Origin of the sequence: Nakamurella flava, assembly GCF_005298075.1 — a bacterium.
In the GTDB taxonomy this organism is placed as follows: domain Bacteria; phylum Actinomycetota; class Actinomycetes; order Mycobacteriales; family Nakamurellaceae; genus Nakamurella; species Nakamurella flava.
On record NZ_SZZH01000001.1, the window covers coordinates 1,548,157 to 1,570,322 of the forward strand.

Here is a 22,166-nt window from a genome sequence, read left to right on the forward strand (position 1 = left end):
GATGCGGTCCGAGGATGAGCAAGACCGTTCGCGATAGTCGGTTGGTAGAGATCCTGAGCAGCCTCGGCGCGCCGGAGGACCGAGTGTTGCTGTCCGCCCTCTAACGCATGTAGCCTTTCGCCTACAAGGGAATAGGTCCGCCGGAAGGGCCTCACGTACTCCGGGTAGCGCGTCCCACCGATCACGGGAAGACGCGGTATCTCTCCGCACCCGGAGGCGGACCCTGTGGCATGGACCCACACTCGCAGCGAACTCGGCAACGCCATCAAATTGGGCGCCGACGAAAAGACTGTCGCCGATCTTCGCAGACAGCTTCGCGCTGACAAGCTCGCCGAACACATCAAGAAGGTCGTCGATCAAGCTCCGCCGCTGACGGCTGAACAGCGCGACCGGCTCGCCGCACTCCTCCGCGCTGGCGGTGGCAATGCCGCAGCCTGAGAACGAGGAAACCCGCCCCGTGGTCAGCGGGACGGGCCTCGAAAATGACCTGCTGGCGGGCGGGGTCGAAGTCAATGATACGGCCTCAGACCTCACCGATCAGATTGCCGACGCGGCCGAACTGACCGTGGCGTCAGCGCTCCTGCTCTCGCCGACCGTCGATCACGCGAAGCGACTACTCGCCCTCGCCGCAGTCCCCGTGAGCAGCGATGACCGCGTCGAGTGGATCCCGGCCGCCGCATTCACACACCCCACGGCGAAGTTCGTGGCTGACGTCTCCACCCGACTGGTCGAGGACCTCGTGCCCCCCGCTCCCGTCACCGTCGTCACCTACGCCATGCAGCACAAGATGAGTCTGCCTGACCGTCATACGCCCATCGCGGCGTTGTCGAAGCTGGCAGCGGCGAGCCACGTGACCGCGGCCGCAGATTGGGCCGCTCGGGAGGTCCGCAACAACTACTTCCGCAGGGCGATCGCGACTGCTGGACAGCGGATCTCGAGTGCCGCGTGGGCTGACACAGCCGAGATGGCCGAGCTGGTCAAGCGGGAGATCGCGGCGATCACCGACGCGGTCGAGGCGGTGAAGGGATGAGCGCTCCCATCCAGCTCCCCACTCCGCAGCGTGGGATCTCGCATCGCGTGCTTGACCGCAGTGCGCTCGCTGATCTGCCCACCCCCTCCCCGCTGATCGCCCGGACGATCGACCTTGGAACGGTCGGTGTTGTGGCCGGCTACTGGGGCACGCTGAAGTCGTTCATCGGCCTCTCCTGGGCCTCCAGTGCCGCCACAGGCTTCGCCTGGGATGGTCGGGCCGTTGAACCCTGCCGCGTTCTGTACGTGGCTGCTGAGGGCGCTTACGGCCTACACCAACGGTTGTCGGCCTGGGAGCAGCACCGTCGTACCGTCATCCCTTCGGCGGAGTTCCTGACGTTGCCCGAGCCGGTGAACCTGGGCAGCGAGGACTCGGTGAACCAGGTCATCGAGTTCGTGGCGTCTGAGCGGATCCGCTTCGCCTGGTTCGACACCCTCGCGAAGTGCATGCCGGGCATGGACGAGAACTCGTCCCGGGACATGGGCGTCGCCGTCTCCAGCCTGTACCGCATTCGAGCGGCGACGGGCGACGGCGCCGTCGCCGCCATTCACCACACCGGCAAGGACAAGACCACCATCCGCGGGTCGTCCGCTCTCGAGGCGGGTGTGGACTGGGTTTACAAAACCGAGGGCGACGCGAACGGCATCCAGCTCAGCCGGACGAAACGCAAAGACGGACCTGTCGAAGACGTCCACCGGCTCGCGTTCCAAGCCGTTGATGGGACCGATTCAGGGGTAGTCGTCCAGTCCCAAGAGGGCTTGGGACTACGTCCCAACGCGGACGAGCTTTTGTCCCACTTCCAGTCCCACTTTTCTTTGACCGGGGCGACCCCGACGCAGCTGTTCGAGGTGTCGGACATGCCGAAGAGCAGCTTCTACCGGGCTCTGTCTGAGCTGGTCAGCGCCGGTGTGATCCAGAATCACGGCACTGACAAGCGGGCCTTCTACAAGGAGGCCAGTCATGGCTAGTCCCACAGTCCCAAACGGTCCCACTGATTCTGGTACCAGTCTCACCAGTCCCCATTCCTTAAGAATGGGACTGGGACTGGGACCCGGTACAGAGGTCGGTTTCGAGCACCGGGATTCGTGCTCTCGGCCGCCGCTCCGGTCGTCGACTGACGTCTTCGATCGGTCGCGGGTGCGGTGGCGGTGCCCCGAGTGCGGTCGGGCGGTCTACGGGGGCACGCGCTCACCGCGCACCCAGGGTCTAAGCAGTGCTGACCCCATCAAGGGTGTCGATCTGCCCTACCCCCCTGCCGGCGGTGATGTGGCGTGACCACCGTCGCCGACCTGCTCACTGCCGACTCCTGCACGGCCGCATGCATTGCCGCCACCACTTCAGCGCGCCGCTGCCAGTGCCCGTGTGGCGGTCTGCATCACGGCCTGCTCGCCCACGCGTCCGTCGACGCGCTCCTCGAAGCCCGGTCGTCCGGGCTTACCTCCCTCCCAGATTTGGAGATCCTCAATGCCCAGTGACCGCGGACCCCTCCCCCTCAAGCAGCACTCCGAGTGGTGCTCCGAACCGAACCTTGTTTTCCACCAGCAAATCCGACCCTGGTTGCCCGTGATCGGCCACTGCCCCGAGTGCGGAGCCGCTGCCGTGGTCGCCGGCCCCGACGTCAAGCGGGCCACCCGATGACCCCCCAGGAACGTCGCGCGATGTTGGCCCGCGTCATCGCGTGCGAGATCGCGTTCCAGTCCCACGACCGTGCCGCCGTGGACAACTATCTGCTGGACCTCAAGTCGACGGTCTCGGACAAGGCGTGGCCTGCCCTGTCGATCGAGGTCATCCGGCAGCTCACGCTCCAGGTCGTTAAGCCACTTCTTCACCGGGACGACGCCGCGGGTGGCCAGTTCCGCCGGCAGCTGGAGATCGCCGCAGCGCAGGGACGGGCGGCCACCAAGACGGACCACGAGTGAACACCCCCGAGCAGGGCGTCAAAGTCACCGGGACTGCCTCCGCAGCGTCGGTTCCCGGATCCATGGCAGCACGTCGTCTGAGTGCAGCTGCCAGCGCCCCTCGGTCCGCCGGTACCCCGGGAACTCCCGGGGGCCGGCGGGCCCTGCCTGTGGAATATGAGCGCTTCGTTCACGGCCCCGGAGTTCTGGTGCCGGACAGGCTCGCTGCGTTCTTGGTCAGCCGCCTCAAGCTCGAGCAGCTCGCGACCCAGGTCCGAGGTGTCGACGTCGAGGCCGATGCCGTCCTCCTCTCGCTGATCTTCGCCGGGACCCGTTACCTCACAGCACGTTCCCCAAAGGGAACGCCGACTGCATCTGCAAGGGAACAGGTGTCAAGCTCGGACTGGCTGACAACAAGGGCAGTAGCCACCCAGCTCGGCATGACCGTGCGGGGGGTGCGAATGGCAATCAGCGCCGGCCGGCTCGAAGGCGAGAGAGTCGACTCCCGCTGGCGAGTCAGGCGCGGCGAAGTCGAGCAGTACCGATCGAGAAGGACGGCATGACATGGAGAAACCCGAGCACAGCGCAACGGCGCCCATCGTTGGAATGCGCATGACCGACCGGGCGACGGCCGAGCGCGACGGCCTGAAGATCCTCGGCCAGTCGGATGACAAGACCGTCATCGTGGCCGCCTACCAGGAGGGCACACAGGCATGAGCATCCGATCAGCTGGCCCTGCGGCGGTTCCCACTGCCGAGGAGCTGGAGAAGTGGCAGAACCTTTGGTCCCGAGTGTGCGTGGAGCGTGACGAAGCCCTCGACCGACTCGCTCTGGCGGAAGCCCGGATCGGCGGCCTCCACCAGAGGGTCACGGATATCGGAAGCGCAGCCAACGCCGACAGCCAGCTGTCGGGCGCCATCATCAACGAGCTAGAGCAAAAGGTTCGAGATCTGACGAATCAGGTCGCCTCCCTCAAGGCCCAGGTCGAAGCCGCAAAGCTCGAGACACCGGCATGACAACCGATGCCTACCAGGAGGAAGGGCTGGAGTTGGCCCACGCCCTCTTCGGCACCGAGGGCAACGGTGGCAGTCAGAGCACGCCGCCATCGGATGCCCAGAACGTCACCGGGATCGGCGGCCTGACAGGCGACCCCAACATGCTCCAGATGAGCATGCGGCAGGCCACCGACAAGGTCGCGGACGTCAACGACTCGGCAGAGCTGACGAAGATGTTGCGCCGCGCGACACAGCAGGGCGACGAGATCATGGCCCGCGCCATCGCTGGCAGGGCTCTCGCGCTCCGCTACACCCGGCCTCTGCACCAGTTCGTCAAGGACCGACCTGAGCTGGACGCGGCCGTCGAACGCCTCTGGGAATCGACCAATCCCCGCCGGGCACGCGGAGAGCGACAGACCCTCCTCACTGCCCCACCCAGGGTGGAAGAGGCGCCGCGTCCACCTGGCCCACCCGAATTCGAGGCCGCGAACCCGCGGAGCTTGATCAGTCCACCGCCGCGGCCGGACGAGGACTACAGCAACATCGCCGCCGACCTTTTCGGCCACAGACGCGGCTAGCAGCACAACTCCCGACCTGACCTACTTCCTCCTCCTGGGGCCTCCTGCAAAAGACCTGAGGGAACCCGCACATGCCGGTCGAAATCGCCTCCGCGTACGTCTCAATCGTCCCCACCCTAAAACCACTGACCGGCAATCTTTCTCGGATCTTCCAGCCGGTCGAGCAGGCCGGGCAGGACGCCGGTGACCGCGCGGGCGACAACTCCGGCAAGGGCTTCCTCGGCGGCTTCGGTGGCCTGATCAAGGGCGGCGTCGCCGGTATCGCCCTGGCCGCCGGGGCCGCGTTCACCGACGCGTTCGTCGGCGCCATGGACGCCAAGAAGTCCATGGCCAAGCTGGAAGGCTCCCTCGGGCTCGACCCGGCCGAGACACAGAAGCTCGGCAAGACCGCCGGGGCGTTGTACTCGGCGGGGTACGGGGAGTCGATCGCCGGTCTCACCGACACCCTCGGTGTCGTCAAGTCGTCGATCAAGGGCCTGAACGACGCCGACCTACAGAAGGTCACCGGTAAAGCGTTGAGCTTCGCGTCGGCGTTCGACACCGATGTCTCCGAGTCCATCTCCTCGGTCAACACCCTCATCAACTCGGGCCTCGTCACCGACGCGAACCAGGCGTTCGACCTGCTGACCAAGGCGTCCCAGAAGGTCCCCGCCTCCCTCCGCGGCGACGTCATGGACGCCAGCGACGAATACAGCCAGTTCTTCCGCACCCTCGGGTTCTCCTCCGACCAGGCATTCGACGTGCTGGTCAAGGGCAGCGAGAAGGGCGCGTTCGGCATCGACAAAGCGGGCGATGCCATCAAGGAATTCACCATCCGCTCCACCGACATGTCCGCGTCCAGCGTCGCCGCCTACGAGGCCATCGGCCTCAACGCCCAAGACATGTCCAACAGCATCCTTCAGGGCGGTGACGTCGCCCAGGGCGCCACCCAGAAGATCATCGACGGGATCCTCGGCATCAAGGACCCCTCGGAGCAGGCCAACACCGCCATCGCGCTCTTCGGAACGCAGATGGAAGACATGAACGTCGCCGACATACCCCAATTCCTGGAGGGTCTCAAGGGCACGTCCGGCGCTCTGGGTGACACCGCGGGTGCGGCCGACAAGATGGACGCCGCGATGGGCTCCACGTCGTCGGGGTTCGAACTGTTCTGGCGGAACATCAAAACCAACCTCGTCGACTTCATCAGCAACACAGTGCTTCCCAAGCTCGCCGAGTTCGGGAACTGGTTCAACCAGACCTTCGGACCCACCATCGCTGTGGCCGGCGAATGGATCCGCGGCACCCTCATCCCCGCGTTCAGCGAGGTCGGCGCGTGGATCAGCGGACAGCTCGCCCCCGTCATCCAGGACCTGACCAGCTACCTCGTCAACGACCTGATCCCCGCCTGGGGCCGGTTCGTCGAATGGTGGCAGACCACCGGGTGGCCGATCCTCGAACCGATTCTCGCATTCATTCGCAGCAGCATCGAGAACCTGGTCAACGTCGTCCGCTCCGTCATCGACGTCATCGGCGGTGTCCTGTCCGGTGACTGGTCCCGCGTCTGGGACGGCATCAAAGGCATCTTCTCCGGCATCTGGGACCAGATCCTCAACGTCCTGAACACCGTGTGGGGCGTCATCCAGGGCGTCGTCGAGGCCATCGGGCCGTGGGTGCTCGACAAGCTCACCTCCTTCGCCGGTTTCCTCGCCGAGAAGGGCAGCGAATTCCTGGGCTGGATCTGGAACGGCATCACCGCCAAAGCCGAAGAGGTCAAGAACTGGTTCACGGCCCTGCCTGGGGTGCTGTGGGACAAGCTCCTCGAGGCCGGCGGCGGCGCCGTCGCCTGGGTCACCGGCAAGGGTTCCGAGTTCATCGGCTGGATCAAGACCGGCCTCGAGAACGGCCTCGACGCTGTCCTCACGTTCTTCTCCGAGCTGCCCAGCAAGGCGTGGCAAAAGATCCTCGATCTCAAGGACGACATCCTCGCGGTCGGCGGCAAAGTCATCGAGTGGATCGGTGACGGCATCAAGAACGCCGCCCACTTTGTCTGGGACGCACTGACCTCAGTCTTCCAGCGAGACGAGAACGAGACCCCCGCGCAACAGGCCGCCCGCACCAACGGGGTGTCCGGTCTGGCGGGCGGTGGAATGCCGTTCGCGGAACCGCAGGGTGCTGGCGGTGGCGTCGTGCGGCGGCTCACGCCGGGTCGCCTCAGCATGGCCGCCGGTGGCGGGGTGCTACCCGGTTACGCGCCTGGCATCGACAACATCCACGCCGTCCTGTCCCCGGGTGAGGCCGTGATGGTCCCGGAGTGGACCCGCATGGTCGGCGTGCAGAACGTCTACAAGATGAATCGAGCCGCCCGCGCCGGCCGGTTCGTGGCACCCGACAAGTTCCTCGGACGCGAAATGTTCGCCGGCGGTGGCGTTGCCGGTCTCAAGTCGTCCGCGTCATCGTTCGGTGAGTCCATCTCCAAGCGGATCGCCGAGGGCATCAAGGCCGGCAAGGACAAAGAAGATGCCGCGTCGAGCCTGTCCTTCGGCGGAGGGCGCGGCGGTTTCCTCGACGGGATCTTCAACCTTGGCAAGCAGGTCGTCGCTCAGGCGACTGCCGGTGCGGGCGGCTTCTCCGGTAACGGTCAGTGGGGTCCGGAGAACTACTCCGGGAACGCCGCGAACACGGCCGCCGCGATCGCGTTCACGAAATCGAAGTGGGGCCTGACCGACGTCTTCGGGTGGCGCGCCAGCGGGTCGGTCGGCGGGTCGGACCACCCCAAGGGCAAAGCCATGGACGCCATGATCCCGAACTACGCGTCGCAGCAGGGCATCAGTCTGGGCACGTCGGTCGCGGATTGGTTCGTCGGTAACCCCAACGCGTTCGGCACGAAGTACGTGATCTGGCGGGACCGCATCAACCAGGGCGGCTCGTGGGGTCCGTACTCCCACCCGGGCGGCAACGACGACAACCTGGCGCACCGCAACCATGTGCATGTCAGCTTCCTGTCCGGTGCCGGGCAATTCTCCGGTCAGGCTGTTGGTGACAACAACAAAGAGATGGGTTCGCTCATCTCTAAGATCGCTGGCTCGGTGGCGTCGAAGTTCGGGCTCGGCATGGGCGGCCCTGCCGCTGGAGATTCGGGTCCTGCTCCTGTTCAGGGTGGCGCGTTTATCCCGAATGTGGAGCGGTGGCGGCCGATGGCCGAGGCCGCGCTACGTGCTTTCGGTTACGGCCCGGAGTGGGTCAGCCCGATGCTGTGGCAGATGACGACTGAGTCGTCGGGTAACCCGAACGCGCTGAACGACTGGGACCGCAACTTCCCTCTGTACGGCGGGTCGAAAGGTCTCCTCCAAACCATTCAGCCGACGTTCGAGTCCGCGCTGCGGGGCACCCCGTACGAGAACCTCATCCCGCGGGGACCGTATGACCCGTGGGCGAACATGCTCGCCGCTGTCTCGTACGTGAAGCGGAACTACGGCGGGCCGGGTGTATGGAACAAGGCCGTCGGCGGTAACCCCAACCCGTACGACACCGGGGGCTGGCTCATGCCAGGACAGCAGGGCATCAACCTGTTGAACAAGCCGGAAGCTGTTCTGCGACCGGAAGAGTCGGCGGCGTACATCAAGCACGCAAAGACCATCGGCACCGACGGTGCGGCCACCCCCACGCTCGTCATCAAGCTCGACAACTCCGACCCGCTACAGGTCGCCGTCGCCAAGATGATCGACGACGGATTCGTCACCGCCGCCAACACGGTCCCCGTCGCCGAGATGCAGCACTGATGGGCGGGGCAGAAGAGTTCGCACGCGCAGTCGTACGGGCCACCCGCAACGCACAACGCGGACAACAGGCAAACCTGACCGGCGTCATCAAGAGCGGCACGTTCCTCGCACCCAACATGAGCGTCGACGTGCAACTCGCCAACGCCGTCAGCGCCCTGCCCATCCCACGCAACGCATGGGGCTCCGCGTTCCGCACCGAGATCGACAACCTCATCGCCACCACACCCCGAGGCTCCGGCATCAGCGGACTCCTCACCGGCCGCCGCGTCCTGCTCGCCCTCCCATCAGGACAACCCATCATCATCTGCACCATCGGAGACGCCTGATGCCATTCAAAACCAAAGCCATCCGAAACCGAGCACGACGACGCATCGCCCAACGAGTACGAGCCGGCGAACCCTGCTGCCTCTGCGGCCAACCCATCGACCTGTCGATCGCCTACCCCGACCCATGGAGCTTCACCGTCGAACACACCACACCCACCAGCCGCGGCGGCACCGACGACTACGAAGGACTCGCCCCCGCCCACAACCGATGCAACAGAGCACGATCCAACGGACCAAGCGGCACCGTCGGACGCAACTCCGGCTCACTCGGACCCCTGGGAGGGGCCCCCAAGGGGGGGCCCCTCCCAGACCTCTCGTGGCATAGGGATATCCCTGGGGCCCCGAATACCCCAGGGCGGCGGTTGTGAGCGATCTGGAGCGTCTGACGGCTCTGAGGGACCGTCTGGAGGCCGTGCTGAACGACGCGCAGACCACACCTCGGGACCTTTCCACGGTCAGTCGGGAGTACCGGATGACGCTGGCTGCGATCGCTGATCTGGCGCCGGCGGCGAAGGGGTCGCCTCGGGATGAGATCGCTGCTCGTCGGGCGAAGCGTGGTGCATCGTGACCCTCACCTTGACGACGGAACCGACGTTCCAGACGGTCCCGGACGGTGACGAGTCCACCGGGCGTGACGCTGTGGACCTGGCCCGCTCGTACGGGGTGCCGTTGGACGAGTGGCAGGCCGCGATCGTCCGTGGGGTGCTGCGGGAGTCGGGCGGTAACTGGTCGTGTTCGCAGGCTGGTCTGGTCGTGGGCCGGCAGAACGGTAAGGGTCAGATCCTGTTGGCGCTCGAGCTGGCCGGGTTGCTGCTGCTGGGTGAGTCGGTGCTGCACACGGCGCACGCGGTGAAGACGTCGAGTGACGCGTTCCGCCGGTTGGTCGCGGTGATCGACGCGCACGACGATCTGACGCGGTCGGTGCGGCGGCGGTCGCATCAGGTGGGCATGGAGTACCTGGAGTTCAACGACGGCGCGCGGATCTCGTTCACCACCCGCTCGGCGTCCGCAGGTCGCGGGTTGTCGATCGACCGGCTGGTGGTCGACGAGGCGGAGGACATGCCCGAGGCGGAGGTCAGCGCCTTGAAGCCGACGACGTTCGCCAGACCCAAGTCGCAGGCCCTGTTCGTTGGTACGGCCCCGGGCCCGGGTCATGACGCTGAGGCGTTCCTGACGATGCGGCGGTCCGCCTACGACGGACTGAACCCTCGGTTGGCGTGGTGGGAGTGGTCGGCTGAGTGGGGCGCGGACATCGACGACCGGAATCTGTGGGTGCGTGTGAACCCTGCGGTTGCGGCGGGGCGTGTGCCGTTGCAGGCGATCGTGGATGACCGGGCGGTGTTGCCGGCGGATGCGTTCCGGGCGGAGCGGTTGTCGATGTTCGTGCCGCGTGGCGGCGCGGGCACGGTGTTCAACCCGGCCGCGTGGGAGGAGTTGCTGGATCCAGATTCAACGCCGGTGCGTGACATCGCGATCGGCGTCGACGCCCCGCCGTCACGAGACAAGGCCACGGTGTGCATCGCTGGCCGCCGCGCTGACGGCGTGCTGCACGTGGAGTGGTACGAGACCCGCGACGGGATCACGTGGCTACCTGAGTGGGTCCACGCCCAGCTGAACCCGTCGGTGCGGGCCGTGGTCGTCGACTCGCGGAACCATTGCGGGGACTTGGACTGGACCGAAGCGCACGTGCGTCCAACGTTCGTTGGTGTCCGGGAAGTGGGCGCGGCTGCGGGTGCCCTATGGGATGCAGTCAGTGACGGCAAGATCCGTCACCGTGGGCAGGTTGAGTTGACCCAGGGTGTGCTGGCTGCGGTGACCCGTCCGATGGCCGCAGGGCAGGGCTTCGGGTGGGAACGGAAGGCCGCTGGGTCGTCGGCGTTGATCGCGGCGTCGCTGGCGGTGTGGGGCGTGGACTCGACCGAGGTGAAGCGGCCCCGCCGGAAGCTGCCCGGGGAGCCGCGATCGTCGGGGAACCGCCGAGCAGGGTGGATGCTCTAGCGACCGTGGCGGTCCTCGTCGTTGTCGTAGTCGTCGGGGTACGGCGGCTCGTAGAGCCCTTCGTGGAACCTGTCGTGCAGGTCGGTGCGGTCGACGCGGGCACCGCACAGGTCGCAGTCCCACCGACCGCCGTTCATACCGCCCTCGGTGTAACCGTCAGGCTTCTTGGGACGAAACGGGTCGTCGGTTGATTCGATGATCTCGATGTTCACGAACTCTGGCCCCGCTGGCCGACGAGCTTGCTGGTGACTAAGGTGTAGGCCTCGGCGATTTCCCTCAAACCTGTGGCGGTCACGCCCAGGCGGGCCTGCTCCACGATGAGTTTCAAGATGGCCATCCTGGCATCGCGAGCTGCGGTCAAGAGTTCGTCGTCAGTGGGCATGCCCGATATCGTGCGATCCGCACTGTTCGTCACACCAGTCCCCAACCGCATGACACCTCGTAGCGCTCAGTAATCACGGTCTCGCCCTTCACGTCACGAAGGGCGAGACCGTGCATGAGAATCCTCGACGTCACTCGGCGGCTAGGTACTCTTCGACCTCGTCGAGGTTCATCCCGTACTCCGAGGATTGCAACCAGTTGTGCGAATCACTGAGGAAGTACTGGCCGAAATCGTAGGCGCGTTCGTTCCGGGTCCGAGACCGCGTGAGTCGGAGTCCCTGGCGAGCCGCAGCGCGGCGCGCTCGCTGCTCTCGCGGCTTGTCGTCCTGACTCAGTGGGGTGGTCATGGCATGCCTCCACGGGGGCATAGAAGGGTTGGGAAACACGGGGAAGCTGTGCCCTCGGTAGCTGCGCCAGCTTCCCCGCGACCAAGCCCATGCCATGCCGCGACGGCTGAGGGCGAACCCCAACCGGCTACCGAGTAACTGGAGGGTACTCCAATGCGGTCTACTCCGTCGGCCCGTGGACAACGACCTCGACGTCGTCCACGGATCGCAGGTCGAGGTCGAGGGTGATGACCTCCCGGGCCATCTGCTCAACCTCGTCGAGGTTCCTGGCTTGGGTGAGGCTGCCAGTCTCAGGGACTCGGACGAGCCAGAACCGACCCTCCCGCTCGATGTGGACGTCGTACTTGTGGTGGTCGCTCGACGGACCGTCAGCTGCCACGGAGGCGCCTCCTCTGCGCTGCTTGCGACTGTCGGGTGAGGCCGGGCACAACGTCGGGGTGCGTGACTGCCACGGGTTCCCTCCGCCAGGCGGAGGGTATTCACCGTCCGCTTGGGTCAACGACGACGCCCTCTCCCCCTTTGCTGCTTGGTCAGCCACCTGTCCAGGTCGGCACGACGAACTCGGACGGACCGGCCGATGCGCACCGTCGGAAGTGTCCCCAGACGGGACCAGCGGTACAAGCTCTGGACGTGGAAACCGGTGATACCGGCGGCATCGGCCATCGTCAGCAGATCCGTCTTTGTGTGAGGCGCCGACTCCCGTGCAGGGTCGGCAGGGACGTTGACGTCCACCGATGCCGACATCCGCAGGCCGGGGAACGCGATCGAGCAAGCCTCAGCGACCGCTCGCAGGAACGTCACCGCCTCGCCCGGGTTGTCGATCTTCCAGTCGTCGATCTGCACGTGAGCGGTTTCGCTGAACTGCTGCTCCGGGTCAAAGGTGCGGTCGGTCTCGACCGCTAGAACCTGGACGCCGTCGGTGGTCGCCCTGCTGTGGAGTCGTGAGGACCGGCCGCAGGCGAAGGGGCTTGGGGTATGCAGCTCGTGGGTCCAACGATGCTGGCCGTTGTGATCGCACCAGTCGGGGCAGGGCTCGCGGCCTGAGTCTTCATCGCCGGCGGCTTGTTCCCAGGCTCGCATCACGCTGAGGAAGGCGAGGTTGCTGTCCGGATCCAGCCCGTGGGTGGCGGCGTACTGGGTGACCTCGGCGTGGAAGCGGTCCTCTTCGGTGTCAGGGGACCACTCAGTTCGGTGATTGATGGTTACAGCCTGTTCGATGATCATGGGGTGGCGCTCACTTCCTGGCTAGTAGGTGGTGGGTGCGTCAGCCGGTCCTGAGGGGCAACTCGGGGCCGGCTCCTTCATCTTTCGAGGCGAGACTATGACTGCATGTTGACCCCCGTCGTCTTCCTCGTCCTCCCGGTCACCGTGCTCTTCGCCCTCTACCCCGGGCTGATCGCGATCCAGACGGTCGCCCAATGAGCGCGGCCCCCCTCTGCCGTCCCGTCCCGCCGACCGGTGTCCACCGGTCGGCCGCTGTCCCCTGTCACCACGGAGGTACTGATGAAGAACCGTTTCGACCACGCCGGCGCGTGGCTGCTGACGCTTGTCGCCGTCGTCGCGGCCCACGTCGAAACCAGCGAGGACCCGGAGCACGACCGGGGCGACGTGCCGGGCTGGGTCATGATCACCGTGATGTCGGCGATCCTCGTGGTGGCCATCCTCGCCGTCTTCCGGGGTCAGGTGGAGAACGCACTGGCCAACATCTTCAACAAGATCCAGTAGCCGACGCCGCCGATCAGCCCGATCGGGGCTCGGCGGTCGCCGAGTTCGCCATGGTCATGGTGCTGCTCATGACGCTGTTCCTGGCGTTGATGTCGGTGGCCCTGTGGGCGTACACCCGGTCGGTCCTGACGTCGGCCGCGGCGGACGCGGCCCGGATCGCCGCCACCTACCGGACCGATCCGGGGTCGGCCGCAGCCACTGTCGCCGAAATCATGGGCGACGGACCGGCGGGCAGCACCCGGGCCACCCTGTCGTGCACGTCGGGCAGCGACGGGCTGTTGGTCGCGGTGAGCTGCACGATGGAGGCACCCGGCATCGTCGGCCTGTTGGACGGCATCATGCCGACCATCGAGGTGACCGGGCACTCGGCGAGGGAGTCCCTCGAGTGACCATCTCCGACAACTCTTCTGAGCCGCAGAGCGATGTCGGGGCGGCAGACCGGGCCGCCGACGAGGGCCGAGCCCTGGTCGAGGTGATCTTCCTGGGGGTGCTGATGCTCATCCCCGTGATCTATGTCCTCATCGCCGTGCTCAAGCTGCAGTCGGCGACGTTCGCGGTCAATCAGGCGGCCCGCGACGCCGGACGGCTGATCGACACGGCGCCGTCGGTCGCGGTCGGTGTCGACCGGGCGCGCGCGCTCGCCCGGATCGCCCTGGAGGACCAGAACGTCGACGGCGGTTCGGTCGACATCCGCTTCGTCCGCCCCGGCGGCGACTGCCTCGGTGCGCAGGTGACCCCGAGTCTGCAACCCGGCGACGTCTACGACGTGTGCGTGGTGTCGGTCGTCGGGATCCCCGGTGTGCCGACGGTCGTGACCGGATCGTCCAACACCGTCGCCGGATCCTTCACCCTGCATGTCGGCGATTTCCGGGAGGGGTGAGATGTCCCGACACCTGCGGCCCCGGCGACACCCGCCGCCCGGCCGGCATCCCGGGCCGGGTCGCTCCGACGACGGATCGATCGCCCCGCTGATCCTCGGCCTGACCGGCGCCTTGATGCTGCTGTGCGTGGGCGTCATCGCCGGCGGGTCGGCGTTCCTGGCCCATCAGCGACTACAGAGCCTGTGCGACGGTGCGGTCGCGGCGGCCGTGGGCGCGCTCGACCCGCGCCGCACCTCGGCCGCCGGCGCGTCCTCCAGCGATGCCGTGGCCGCCGCGGACAGCTATCTCGCCGTCCGCGGGCCGGACGTCCGCGCAGCCGTGCAGATCGGCGCTCGGTCGGTGTCGGCGACCTGCCGGAACCGGGCCGAGGTCGCCCTGGGCGCCGTTTTCGGCCGGCCCACGGTCGACCAGAGCGTCACCGCCGACAGTGAACCGTTCCAGCGCGCCGCGGCGGATCCCCCTTCGGTGTCCACGCCGGCCGACACCGCACTCTGACCCCTTGGACAGGAGACCCATGAACCGTCACCCGGCCCGATGATCCAGCTACCGCCGGGCACCCGACGCCCGCACCGGTCCAGCCGCCAACCCGCGACGAACGATCGTCCCCGCGGTACGGCCACCCTGCGGCCGGTCCCCCGACCGCGGCACCGGGGTACGACGCTCGCCGCGCTGGTCCTGGCCACCGGTCTGCTCGTCGGCGGCGTCGCCGCCCTGGCCCCCTATGCCGACCCGACGGATCAGGCCACGCTCCCCTCCTCCGTCGTCGACGGGCACTGAGAGGACGGCGGGCGCTCCGGGACCGGGCTCACCTCCCACTGCCGAGCACCGTCACCGCCGCGGGCCGCACCGTGCAGGTCACCGGCGGTGGCATCACCGGTTCGCCGTCCGCGTAGACCGGTAGCTCGAGCGCGCAGTGGCGGTCCCCGGCGGGCGCGGCGGACAGCGCCTGCACCGTGACCGCACGGCCCCGCAGCAGATCGACGGCGGGGTGATCGCGGTGACCGCCCGAATAGACCCGCGGGAAGACGCGCAGCAGGGTCGATCGGGACACCGCCCGCACCACGGTCACGTCGAGCAGTCCGTCGTCGGCCCGGGCGTCCGGGCAGATACGCATCCCGCCGCCGTACGTGGCCGTGTTGCCGACCGCGACGAGCAGGGCCGACTGCTCCGTCGTAATGCCGTCCACCGTCAGCCGGTAGGTGGTGGGCGAGAGGGCGGCCAGCTCGGCCAGTACGGCCGCCGGGTAGGCCAGCGGGCCCAGCGGCCAGCGAGAGGCGTTCCGCCGGGCGGTGACCCGGCTGTCGAACCCGCAGGCGACCACCGTGGCGAACGGCCGGCCCGGCCCGGTCCCCGGCCGATCGACGGCACCGGCTGACGCCGGGGAGGTACCGACCCAGCCGAGATCCACCGGTCGGCCCGTCCCGGCCCGCAGGTCGTCGAGCAGCGCGGCCACCACCGCCGTCGGATCGGTGGGGACCCCGAGGGCTCCGGCGAAATCGTTCCCGGTTCCGGCCGGCAGCAGGCCAAGCGGAACCGGGGGCCCCGGATCGGAGCGGTCGAGCACGGCAGGCAGAACCCCGGCCACCGTGCCGTCCCCGCCGCAGACCACCACCGCCCGGCCGGGGTCCGTCAGCTGGACGGGGAGGGGTGTCCCCGCTGCCTCGCCCCCGCCCCGGCGCACTCCGGTGCGCAGGACCCGCACCGGTACGCCGGCGGCGGCGAGCGCCGCCCGGCCCGCGGCGGCCACCCGCCGTGCCCGACCGCGTCCCGCGGCCGGGTTGACCACCAGGGTGACGTGCTCCCCGCTCACCCGTTCCCCGCCCCGGCGGAAGCTGCCGAATTCGTCGCAGACACCGTGCGGGTCTCCTGTCCGGTGGTCTCAGCCCCGCGCCGCCCGGCCGGGGCCCGGGGCGGCATGGCCGGATGCCCTCCCGGACCCGCGTACCCTGGTGACTCGTGAATCTCGACGACCAGGCCGCCCTGCGCAACCTCGACGCAACACTGACCAGCATCGAGGCCGTGGTCGACGTCGACAAGCTGAAGGCGACCATCGCCGAACTCTCCGAGCAGGCCAGCGCGCCCGACCTGTGGAACGACCAGGAGAAGGCGCAGCAGGTCACCAGCCGGCTCTCCCACGCCCAGGCCGAACTCAAGCGCGTCCAGGATCTCCGCAGCCGCGTCGACGATCTCGAGGTGCTGTTCGAGCTGGCCGACGAAGACCCGGACACCCTCCCCGAGGCCCAGCAGGAACTCCTCGATGTGGGCGGCGAGATCGAGCAGATGGAGGTCCGGACCCTGCTGTCCGGCGAGTACGACGCCCGTGAGGCGCTGGTCACCATCCGGTCCGAGGCCGGCGGGGTCGACGCGGCGGACTTCGCCGAGATGCTGATGCGGATGTACCTGCGCTGGTCCGAGCGGCACGGCTATTCCGCCGAGGTCTATGACACCTCCTACGCCGAAGAGGCCGGCATCAAGTCGGCCACCTTCCAGGTCAAGGCTCCCTACGCCTACGGCACCCTGTCGGTCGAGCAGGGCACGCACCGCCTGGTCCGTATCTCGCCGTTCGACAACCAGGGCCGGCGCCAGACCTCGTTCGCCGGGGTCGAGGTGGTTCCGGTCGTGGAGACCAGCGACCACGTCGAGATCGACGAGAAAGAACTGCGCGTCGACGTCTACCGCTCCTCCGGTCCCGGCGGGCAGGGCGTCAACACCACCGACTCCGCCGTGCGCATCACCCACCTGCCCACCGGGATCGTGGTGTCCTGCCAGAACGAACGCTCGCAGATCCAGAACCGCGCCTCGGCGATGGCCGTCCTGCAGGCCAAGCTGCTGGTCCGCCGCCGCGAGGAGGAGAAGGCGGCCATGGACGCACTCAAGGACGCCGGGAACTCCTGGGGCAACCAGATGCGCTCCTACGTGCTGCACCCGTACCAGATGGTGAAGGACCTGCGGACGAACTTCGAGGTCGGCAACCCGGGCGCCGTGTTCGACGGCGAGATCGACGGGTTCATCGAGGCCGGCATCCGCTGGCGCCGCTCTACCGAGACCGAAGCGGCCGCGGCCGGCGCCTGATCGCCGGCGCCGCCGCTCAGATGGGCTCGGTCATCCGCCGCAGCCCATCAGCCAGTTCGTCCTCCTCGTAGGCCAGGTGGGACAGCAGCAGATCCGAGAGCTCGTCGCAGAGCCGGGTGATCGGCGCGGTGCCCGCTCCGCCGGTCCCCTCCCCATCGCGGTGGCCCGGCTCCTGCACCAGAGCGACGAGCGCCCGATCGAACCGATCCAGGACGTCGGCGATCACGACGTGCTCGGCCTCCAGGCGTTCCAGGACGGCCCCGAGGGACGCATCCGAACGCGCCAGCGCCGGGAACATGTGCGCGTCCTCCACGGCATGGTGGATCGTCACGATGCGGCAGTAGGACGCGCAGAACGAGCCCAGCGTCCAGTGGTTCTGGCGGAGCGTCATGGCCGCGATGAGCGACCGCGCGGTCGCCGGGTCCAGGTCGCCCTGCGCGACCTGGGCGACGGCGGCCTGGATCTGCACCAGCTCCGACCGGAGGTGGTCGTGGATGGCGACGAGATCGCGGTAGTTGTCGCGCATCCCGGGACCGGCCGGCCCTCCGGGTGATCCGGCCGCCGGCGCCGAGGCCGCTGCCGTCCCGGTCCGCCGGACGACCCGCGGTCGGTCGGCCACGGCCAGCCCGCCGGCGTCGCCCCAGGACCCGCTGCGCTCCGACCCGCCGTCGGTCGCCAGCATGGCCGCCACCGAGATGCGCTCGAACGGAACTCCTGTCGGGTCCGGGACGGGTTCGTCCTCAGCGGTGGCGGACGCCACCGGTGGGGTCACCGGGACGGCGGCCCGGGCGTTCGCGACCCGTTCCCGCACATCCGGTGCGACCTCCTTCGCGAAAGTGTTCAACACCGAGAGGATGTCGCCCGTCGGGCCGAGGACGAAGGTGGAGAAACCCTGTCCCAGCACCAGTTCGGTCAACTGTTCGGCCCACTGCTCGGGGGTTCCGTCGAGGAAACCGCTCCCGGTCATGGTGAACCGGCCGTTGACGTTGTAGATCCGTCGGACATCGGCGGGCGACCGGCCCGCGTCGATGATGCACCGGTCGAGGTGGCCGCTGAGCGCACCGATCTCGTCGAATCCGGCGTAGGCCTGGGAGGGCACCCAGCCGTCGGCGAGGCGGGCCGTCAGGTCCAGCATCCGCGGCCGGTAGGAACCCAGCCAGATCTGGATCGGGTGCGCCGGCCGCGGCCCGGGGGCGGCGCCGCGCAGCGAGTGGAACCGGCCGTCCCGGGTGACGGGGCTCTCGCCGTCCCAGATGGCGCGGACGATGTCGACCGCCTCTTCCAGAGCGGTCACCGCGTCTCCGGACGACAGTTCGGCCGCTCCCATCCCGGCGATGGCGTCGCGGAAGTAGCCCGCGCCCAGGCCCAGTTCGACCCGTCCGCCGCTGAGGAGGTCGAGACTGGCGGCGGCGCGGGCGAGCACGGCGGGCGGTCGCAGCGGCACGCAGGCGACGTCAGGGAAAAGTCGGATCGTCTCGGTGGCGGCGGACAGGTGGGACAGCAACGTCCAGGTGTCGAGCAGGTCGGGGTTGTACGGATGGTCCTGCACGCCCACGAGGTCCAGGCCGGCGGACTCGGCCTCCTGGGCCAGGCGCACCACGGCTCCCGGCCGCGAAGCGGGGTTGGGAAGGAACACGCCGAAAGACACCTCGTGACCGAGGTCTGGCATCGTGAGCTCCCTTTCGACATCACCCGGCCCCGCCCGGGTCAGCTCACGGTAGGGCAGGCCGGCAGTCCCCGCTCGACGGCGTCCAGGGTTGTGGACACCGTCGGAGCCCTGGAGTGGCCGCGGGTCCCGGCGGCAACGAAGACCGTCGGCGCAACGCAGAAGGCCCGACCGGCGAACCGGTCGGGCCTTCTAACTGGAGTAGCGGGGGCAGGATTCGAACCTGCGACCTCTGGGTTATGAGCCCAGCGAGCTACCGAGCTGCTCCACCCCGCGTTGGTAGAACTACTGTAACAAGCGGATGACGTGAACACCAAATCCATACCCTCGCAACGACTGTGGCGCCCGCCACGTCCCCCGGGGAGGACGGAACGGGCGCCACGATCGTTGCGGCCCTGCCGGGTCAGCCGGACGGCGCCGTCGATGCCGCCGGGGTCTGGGTGGCTGCCGACGCCAGCGACAGATAATTGTTGACCGCGTTCTGCAGGTCCTGGGTCGCCTGGCCGACGCGGACGAGATCACCGGAAGTGCTGGCCGCCTGCAGCGCGCTCTCCGCCTGGTCCATCGCCTGCAGGGCGTCCTGCAGGTTGGCTGGGAGAGCAGCCTGGCTGGTCGGGCTCGCCGAGGACGAATTCTGAGTGAGCGTGGTCCCGTTGCTGGGGATGGGTGTGGTTCCGTCCCCGTCCGGCGTCTCGACCGGGGTGGCCTGGTTCAACGCCTGTACGAGGGTGTTACCCACTCCGACTCGGCCGGCGTACCAGACCAGCACCTTGTTCAGCTGCGGATAGGACGACGTGGAGGACGCCTGGCCTTGGATGTAGAACGGCTCGACATAGAGCAGGCCGTCGTTGACCGGCAGGGTGAGCAGGTTACCGAAGATGACCCGCGATCCGCCCTGCTGCTGAGACAGCGTCACCAGCGAGCTGACTTCCTGGGTCGTCCTGAAGAGCTGCTGCACCTGAGCGGGGCCGGGCGTTTGGGTATTCGTCGGTAGTCGCAGGACGGTGATCTTGCCGTAGTCGGCCGGGTCGGAGGACGCCGAGACGTAGGCACTCATGAACTCCCGCTGGAAACCGGTGAGCACGCTCGTCAGCTGGAAACTGGCGTTCTGCGCGCCCGGCAGCTGGACCTGTAGGTAATACGGCGGCTGTGGGGCCTTCACGGTGTCGGACACGGTGGGGTCATCCGGCACCCGCCAGAATCCGGAGTTCTGGAAGAACTCGACCGGGTTGTCGACGTTGTACTTGACCAGCAGCGACCGCTGCACCTCGAAGAGGTCCTGCGGGTAGCGGAAATGGGCCTGCAGGTCAGCGCTGACATCGGACTTGGCCTTGATGAGCCCGGGGAAGACGCCCTCCCAGGCCTTGAGTACCGGGTCCTGCTGGTCGATGCCGTAGAGGGAGACCGTGCCGTCGTAGGCGTCGACCGTGGCCTTCACCGAGTTGCGGATGTAGGAGACCTGGGTGGCCGCTTGGCCCGCGGCGCCCCGCGCCGAGAGCGAGTTGTTGGTCGCGTCGGACAGGGTCACGGTCTGGGCGTACGGGTAGTTGGTCGCCGTGGTGTACGCGTCGACGATCCAGACGATGCGGCCGTCGACCACTGCCGGGTAGGCCTTGGTGTCGGGGGTGAGGAACGGCGCCGCCTTCTTCACTCGGTCGATCGGGTCCCGGTTGTACAGGATCTTGGAGTTGGCGTTGATCTCGCCGGAGAAGAGGAAGTTCTGTTCGCCGTACTGGGTGGCGAACACCAGCCGTTGGAACAGGTTCCCGACCGAGACGCCACCGGAGCCGGTGTAGGTGTACGACGAGCTGTCGGTGTCGTACTCGCGCGGCTGGCCCCCGTCCGCACCCACGATCGCGTAGGGCGGGACCAGCTGGCCGTAGTACGTCCGCGGCTGCGTCACCGGGATCGATGACGTGGACTGGCCCTCGGCGTTGATGGAGGCCAGGTCGGAGACGACGTAGTTGGGGTAGCCGTTGGGCGCCTGGTTGGCCGGGGCGGCGATGAAGCCGTCGCCGTGCGTGTAGACGAAGTGCTGGTTGATCCAGTCCCGCTGGCCGTCGTTGAGGTTCTGCGCGTCCAGCTCCCGCAGCGCGACCACGAAGTCCTGGGTCTGCTGATTGCCGCTGCTGTCGGTGACGGGGTACCGGTCCATCGCCAACTGGTCCGGGAAGCCGTAGAAGTTCCGCAACTGCTGCTGCTGGGTGAACGTCGGGGACAGCACGTTCGGATCCAGCAATCGTGCGTTGGGCAGCGTCGTCTGGTCGCCCACGATGTCGCGGGGGTTCCCGGCCAGCACGCCCGGATACTGGACGTAGTTGATCTCGTCGTCGCGGATGTCGTACGCGTTCCGCGTCGCTTCGATGTTGCGGGCGATGAAGTCAGGTTCCCGGTTGATGCCGTTGGGGTTGACGACCACCTGCTGCAGCACCAGCGGCCACACCCCGCCGATCAGCACGCTGGACAGCACCAGCAGACCGAGGGCGATGGCCGGCAGCTTGACCGACCGGGTGATCGCGCCGGCGACGAAACCCACGGCGCAGATGGCCGCGATCACCATCAGGATGATCTTGGCTGGGAGCACCGCGTTGACGTCGGTGTACGAGGCCCCGGTGAAGCTGGGGTTGCGGTTGGAGAAGAGCAGCTCGTACCGGTCGAACCAGTACTGCACCGCCTTGAGCAGCACGAAGACCGCCACCAGCAGGGACAGCTGCAGGGTCGCCGCCGACGTGATCCGGCGACCGGGGCCGCCGAGCCGGATGCCGCCGAACAGGTACTGCACCACCGCGACGGCGATGAAGCAGATGACCGTGATGACGAACAGCCAGCTCAGGATCAGCTGGATCAACGGCAGGCGGAAGACGTAGAAGCCGACGTCGTTACCGAACTGCGGGTCGACCGTGCCGAAGTCGCCGCCGTTGAGAAAGAGCTGGATCGTCGCCCACTCGCTCTGGGCCGACAGACCGCAGACCAGGCCGACGATGCCCGAGAGGCCGAAGGCGAACAGCCGCGGCCGCGCGGTGACCACCGAGCGGTAGGGGGCGAGCGGGTCGACCTCGTTCGTCGGGACAAAGACCGGACGGGACCGGTAGGAGAGGAACAGCGCGAGGAAGAGCAGGCCGGCGGCACCGACACCGGCGATGAGGAACAGCACGACGCGGCTGACCGCCTGGGTGGTGAACACCTCCCGGTAGCCGACCTCGCCGTACCAGAGCCAGTCGACGTAGATGCCGACGAACTGGAACCACAGGATGGCGGCTACCGCCAAGGCGACCAGCGCGATGAGGACGCGTCTGGCTCGCTTGGAGATGGTCGGTAAGCCGGCTGGGGGCCGTACGGCCACTGGGACTCCTCACGTTCGTCAACGATCGGGGCCCCGGTGTGACGGACGCCGGACCCCGCACCTCCAACTGTAAGCAGGGCCGCAGGGTTCCCCGGGGAAACGCACAGCGGACTGTTGTGCAACCGTGCCCTGCCGGCTGCGCCGGCGTCGGCGGCGTCGCATGGC

General features: G+C 67.8%; 26 protein-coding genes, 1 tRNA gene and 1 pseudogene. 19 read left to right on the forward strand and 9 right to left on the reverse strand.

The window, feature by feature from the left end; translation table 11 throughout:
* The first annotated feature begins 225 nt into the window (after positions 1 to 225).
* From FDO65_RS06990 to FDO65_RS07040, 13 genes are all read left to right on the forward strand, one after another.
* Positions 226 to 438, forward strand: a complete 213-nt coding sequence (locus FDO65_RS06990) for a hypothetical protein (protein WP_137448641.1) — start codon at positions 226 to 228, stop codon at positions 436 to 438.
* Positions 425 to 1,030, forward strand: coding sequence for a hypothetical protein (locus tag FDO65_RS06995; protein ID WP_137448642.1), 606 nt, complete (start codon positions 425 to 427; stop codon positions 1,028 to 1,030). The genes FDO65_RS06990 and FDO65_RS06995 overlap by 14 nt, the downstream gene beginning before the upstream one ends.
* On the forward strand, positions 1,027 to 1,998 hold the full coding sequence (locus FDO65_RS07000; protein ID WP_137448643.1) for an AAA family ATPase: 972 nt from the start codon (positions 1,027 to 1,029) through the stop codon (positions 1,996 to 1,998). Before FDO65_RS06995 ends, FDO65_RS07000 begins: the two co-directional genes overlap by 4 nt.
* Positions 1,999 to 2,301: 303 nt before the next feature.
* Positions 2,302 to 2,505 carry a hypothetical protein gene (locus tag FDO65_RS07005; protein ID WP_137448644.1) on the forward strand — a complete coding sequence of 68 codons (204 nt, stop codon included), beginning with the start codon at positions 2,302 to 2,304 and terminating at the stop codon, positions 2,503 to 2,505.
* Between the two features lie 159 nt (positions 2,506 to 2,664).
* Complete coding sequence (locus tag FDO65_RS07010; protein ID WP_137448645.1) at positions 2,665 to 2,949, forward strand: hypothetical protein; 285 nt, start codon at positions 2,665 to 2,667, stop codon at positions 2,947 to 2,949.
* A gap of 543 nt (positions 2,950 to 3,492) precedes the next feature.
* Positions 3,493 to 3,645 (forward strand): hypothetical protein, encoded by a 153-nt coding sequence (locus tag FDO65_RS22070; protein WP_166442066.1) that lies wholly within the window; start codon positions 3,493 to 3,495, stop codon positions 3,643 to 3,645.
* Positions 3,642 to 3,944 carry a hypothetical protein gene (locus FDO65_RS07015; protein ID WP_137448646.1) on the forward strand — a complete coding sequence of 101 codons (303 nt, stop codon included), beginning with the start codon at positions 3,642 to 3,644 and terminating at the stop codon, positions 3,942 to 3,944. The genes FDO65_RS22070 and FDO65_RS07015 overlap by 4 nt, the downstream gene beginning before the upstream one ends.
* Complete coding sequence (locus FDO65_RS07020; RefSeq protein WP_137448647.1) at positions 3,941 to 4,501, forward strand: hypothetical protein; 561 nt, start codon at positions 3,941 to 3,943, stop codon at positions 4,499 to 4,501. Before FDO65_RS07015 ends, FDO65_RS07020 begins: the two co-directional genes overlap by 4 nt.
* 71 nt (positions 4,502 to 4,572) lie before the next feature.
* Complete coding sequence (locus FDO65_RS07025) at positions 4,573 to 8,262, forward strand: VldE C-terminal domain-containing protein (protein WP_137448648.1); 3,690 nt, start codon at positions 4,573 to 4,575, stop codon at positions 8,260 to 8,262.
* Complete coding sequence (locus tag FDO65_RS22075) at positions 8,262 to 8,588, forward strand: hypothetical protein (protein ID WP_166442067.1); 327 nt, start codon at positions 8,262 to 8,264, stop codon at positions 8,586 to 8,588. Before FDO65_RS07025 ends, FDO65_RS22075 begins: the two co-directional genes overlap by 1 nt.
* Positions 8,588 to 8,956, forward strand: coding sequence for an HNH endonuclease (locus tag FDO65_RS23290; RefSeq protein ID WP_166442068.1), 369 nt, complete (start codon positions 8,588 to 8,590; stop codon positions 8,954 to 8,956). The genes FDO65_RS22075 and FDO65_RS23290 overlap by 1 nt, the downstream gene beginning before the upstream one ends.
* On the forward strand, positions 8,953 to 9,156 hold the full coding sequence (locus FDO65_RS22450) for a hypothetical protein (RefSeq protein ID WP_137448650.1): 204 nt from the start codon (positions 8,953 to 8,955) through the stop codon (positions 9,154 to 9,156). Before FDO65_RS23290 ends, FDO65_RS22450 begins: the two co-directional genes overlap by 4 nt.
* A gap of 134 nt (positions 9,157 to 9,290) precedes the next feature.
* Positions 9,291 to 10,586 carry a hypothetical protein gene (locus FDO65_RS07040; RefSeq protein WP_240757467.1) on the forward strand — a complete coding sequence of 432 codons (1,296 nt, stop codon included), beginning with the start codon at positions 9,291 to 9,293 and terminating at the stop codon, positions 10,584 to 10,586.
* On the opposite strand, the gene FDO65_RS07045 is transcribed toward FDO65_RS07040, so the two are convergent.
* The 5 genes from FDO65_RS07045 to FDO65_RS22455 form a co-directional block, all read right to left on the reverse strand.
* Positions 10,583 to 10,798 (reverse strand): hypothetical protein, encoded by a 216-nt coding sequence (locus FDO65_RS07045; protein ID WP_137448651.1) that lies wholly within the window; start codon positions 10,796 to 10,798, stop codon positions 10,583 to 10,585. The genes FDO65_RS07040 and FDO65_RS07045 overlap by 4 nt on opposite strands.
* Positions 10,795 to 10,968: a hypothetical protein gene (locus tag FDO65_RS22080; RefSeq protein ID WP_166442069.1), complete on the reverse strand. Its 174-nt coding sequence runs from the start codon at positions 10,966 to 10,968 to the stop codon at positions 10,795 to 10,797. The genes FDO65_RS07045 and FDO65_RS22080 overlap by 4 nt, the downstream gene beginning before the upstream one ends.
* Positions 10,969 to 11,098: 130 nt before the next feature.
* Positions 11,099 to 11,314, reverse strand: coding sequence for a hypothetical protein (locus FDO65_RS07050; RefSeq protein WP_137448652.1), 216 nt, complete (start codon positions 11,312 to 11,314; stop codon positions 11,099 to 11,101).
* A 160-nt stretch (positions 11,315 to 11,474) separates the two neighbouring features.
* The gene (locus FDO65_RS07055) at positions 11,475 to 11,693 is read right to left on the reverse strand and encodes a type II toxin-antitoxin system HicB family antitoxin (RefSeq protein WP_137448653.1); all 219 of its coding nucleotides are present in this window, start codon (positions 11,691 to 11,693) and stop codon (positions 11,475 to 11,477) included.
* Between the two features lie 116 nt (positions 11,694 to 11,809).
* The gene (locus FDO65_RS22455; protein WP_205849828.1) at positions 11,810 to 12,538 is read right to left on the reverse strand and encodes a helix-turn-helix domain-containing protein; all 729 of its coding nucleotides are present in this window, start codon (positions 12,536 to 12,538) and stop codon (positions 11,810 to 11,812) included.
* A gap of 279 nt (positions 12,539 to 12,817) precedes the next feature.
* Between FDO65_RS22455 and FDO65_RS07065 the strand changes: the two genes are divergently transcribed.
* The 5 genes and pseudogenes from FDO65_RS07065 to FDO65_RS07085 all read left to right on the forward strand — a co-directional run bounded on the left by FDO65_RS07065 (position 12,818) and on the right by FDO65_RS07085 (position 14,697).
* On the forward strand, positions 12,818 to 13,039 hold the full coding sequence (locus tag FDO65_RS07065) for a hypothetical protein (RefSeq protein ID WP_137448654.1): 222 nt from the start codon (positions 12,818 to 12,820) through the stop codon (positions 13,037 to 13,039).
* Between the two features lie 38 nt (positions 13,040 to 13,077).
* Positions 13,078 to 13,428, forward strand: a pseudogene (locus tag FDO65_RS07070) (TadE/TadG family type IV pilus assembly protein); the annotation flags it as partial.
* Complete coding sequence (locus FDO65_RS07075; protein WP_137448656.1) at positions 13,425 to 13,919, forward strand: hypothetical protein; 495 nt, start codon at positions 13,425 to 13,427, stop codon at positions 13,917 to 13,919. The pseudogene FDO65_RS07070 and the gene FDO65_RS07075, both read left to right, overlap by 4 nt.
* A 1-nt stretch (position 13,920) precedes the next feature.
* Positions 13,921 to 14,415, forward strand: coding sequence for a pilus assembly protein TadG-related protein (locus FDO65_RS07080; RefSeq protein WP_166442070.1), 495 nt, complete (start codon positions 13,921 to 13,923; stop codon positions 14,413 to 14,415).
* Between the two features lie 39 nt (positions 14,416 to 14,454).
* On the forward strand, positions 14,455 to 14,697 hold the full coding sequence (locus tag FDO65_RS07085) for a hypothetical protein (protein ID WP_137448658.1): 243 nt from the start codon (positions 14,455 to 14,457) through the stop codon (positions 14,695 to 14,697).
* 28 nt (positions 14,698 to 14,725) lie between these two features.
* On the opposite strand, the gene FDO65_RS07090 is transcribed toward FDO65_RS07085, so the two are convergent.
* The gene (locus FDO65_RS07090; RefSeq protein ID WP_137448659.1) at positions 14,726 to 15,730 is read right to left on the reverse strand and encodes a diacylglycerol/lipid kinase family protein; all 1,005 of its coding nucleotides are present in this window, start codon (positions 15,728 to 15,730) and stop codon (positions 14,726 to 14,728) included.
* 146 nt (positions 15,731 to 15,876) lie between these two features.
* On the opposite strand from FDO65_RS07090, the gene prfB reads away from it, so the two are divergent.
* The gene (prfB, locus tag FDO65_RS07095; RefSeq protein WP_137448660.1) at positions 15,877 to 16,992 is read left to right on the forward strand and encodes a peptide chain release factor 2; all 1,116 of its coding nucleotides are present in this window, start codon (positions 15,877 to 15,879) and stop codon (positions 16,990 to 16,992) included.
* Between the two features lie 16 nt (positions 16,993 to 17,008).
* On the opposite strand, the gene FDO65_RS07100 is transcribed toward prfB, so the two are convergent.
* From FDO65_RS07100 to FDO65_RS07110, 3 genes are all read right to left on the reverse strand, one after another.
* Complete coding sequence (locus tag FDO65_RS07100; protein ID WP_137448661.1) at positions 17,009 to 18,661, reverse strand: LLM class flavin-dependent oxidoreductase; 1,653 nt, start codon at positions 18,659 to 18,661, stop codon at positions 17,009 to 17,011.
* A gap of 199 nt (positions 18,662 to 18,860) precedes the next feature.
* A tRNA-Met gene (locus FDO65_RS07105) sits at positions 18,861 to 18,934 on the reverse strand.
* Between the two features lie 127 nt (positions 18,935 to 19,061).
* The gene (locus FDO65_RS07110) at positions 19,062 to 22,001 is read right to left on the reverse strand and encodes a UPF0182 family membrane protein (RefSeq protein ID WP_137448662.1); all 2,940 of its coding nucleotides are present in this window, start codon (positions 21,999 to 22,001) and stop codon (positions 19,062 to 19,064) included.
* Positions 22,002 to 22,166: the final 165 nt, after the last annotated feature.

Excerpts from the sequence above, each read along its gene's own strand:
- FDO65_RS07015 (WP_137448646.1), top strand. The coding sequence starts at position 3,642 with ATGAGCATCCGATCAGCTGGCCCTGCGGCGGTTCCCACTGCCGAGGAG.
- FDO65_RS22455 (WP_205849828.1), bottom strand. The coding sequence starts at position 12,538 with ATGATCATCGAACAGGCTGTAACCATCAATCACCGAACTGAGTGGTCC.
- FDO65_RS22080 (WP_166442069.1), bottom strand. The coding sequence starts at position 10,968 with ATGCCCACTGACGACGAACTCTTGACCGCAGCTCGCGATGCCAGGATG.
- FDO65_RS23290 (WP_166442068.1), top strand. The coding sequence starts at position 8,588 with ATGCCATTCAAAACCAAAGCCATCCGAAACCGAGCACGACGACGCATC.
- FDO65_RS07050 (WP_137448652.1), bottom strand. The coding sequence starts at position 11,314 with ATGACCACCCCACTGAGTCAGGACGACAAGCCGCGAGAGCAGCGAGCG.
- FDO65_RS07080 (WP_166442070.1), top strand. The coding sequence starts at position 13,921 with ATGTCCCGACACCTGCGGCCCCGGCGACACCCGCCGCCCGGCCGGCAT.
- FDO65_RS07020 (WP_137448647.1), top strand. The coding sequence starts at position 3,941 with ATGACAACCGATGCCTACCAGGAGGAAGGGCTGGAGTTGGCCCACGCC.
- FDO65_RS07000 (WP_137448643.1), top strand. The coding sequence starts at position 1,027 with ATGAGCGCTCCCATCCAGCTCCCCACTCCGCAGCGTGGGATCTCGCAT.
- FDO65_RS07065 (WP_137448654.1), top strand. The coding sequence starts at position 12,818 with ATGAAGAACCGTTTCGACCACGCCGGCGCGTGGCTGCTGACGCTTGTC.
- FDO65_RS07025 (WP_137448648.1), top strand. The coding sequence starts at position 4,573 with ATGCCGGTCGAAATCGCCTCCGCGTACGTCTCAATCGTCCCCACCCTA.
- FDO65_RS07085 (WP_137448658.1), top strand. The coding sequence starts at position 14,455 with ATGATCCAGCTACCGCCGGGCACCCGACGCCCGCACCGGTCCAGCCGC.
- FDO65_RS22070 (WP_166442066.1), top strand. The coding sequence starts at position 3,493 with ATGGAGAAACCCGAGCACAGCGCAACGGCGCCCATCGTTGGAATGCGC.
- FDO65_RS06995 (WP_137448642.1), top strand. The coding sequence starts at position 425 with ATGCCGCAGCCTGAGAACGAGGAAACCCGCCCCGTGGTCAGCGGGACG.
- FDO65_RS22075 (WP_166442067.1), top strand. The coding sequence starts at position 8,262 with ATGGGCGGGGCAGAAGAGTTCGCACGCGCAGTCGTACGGGCCACCCGC.
- FDO65_RS07100 (WP_137448661.1), bottom strand. The coding sequence starts at position 18,661 with ATGCCAGACCTCGGTCACGAGGTGTCTTTCGGCGTGTTCCTTCCCAAC.
- FDO65_RS07010 (WP_137448645.1), top strand. The coding sequence starts at position 2,665 with ATGACCCCCCAGGAACGTCGCGCGATGTTGGCCCGCGTCATCGCGTGC.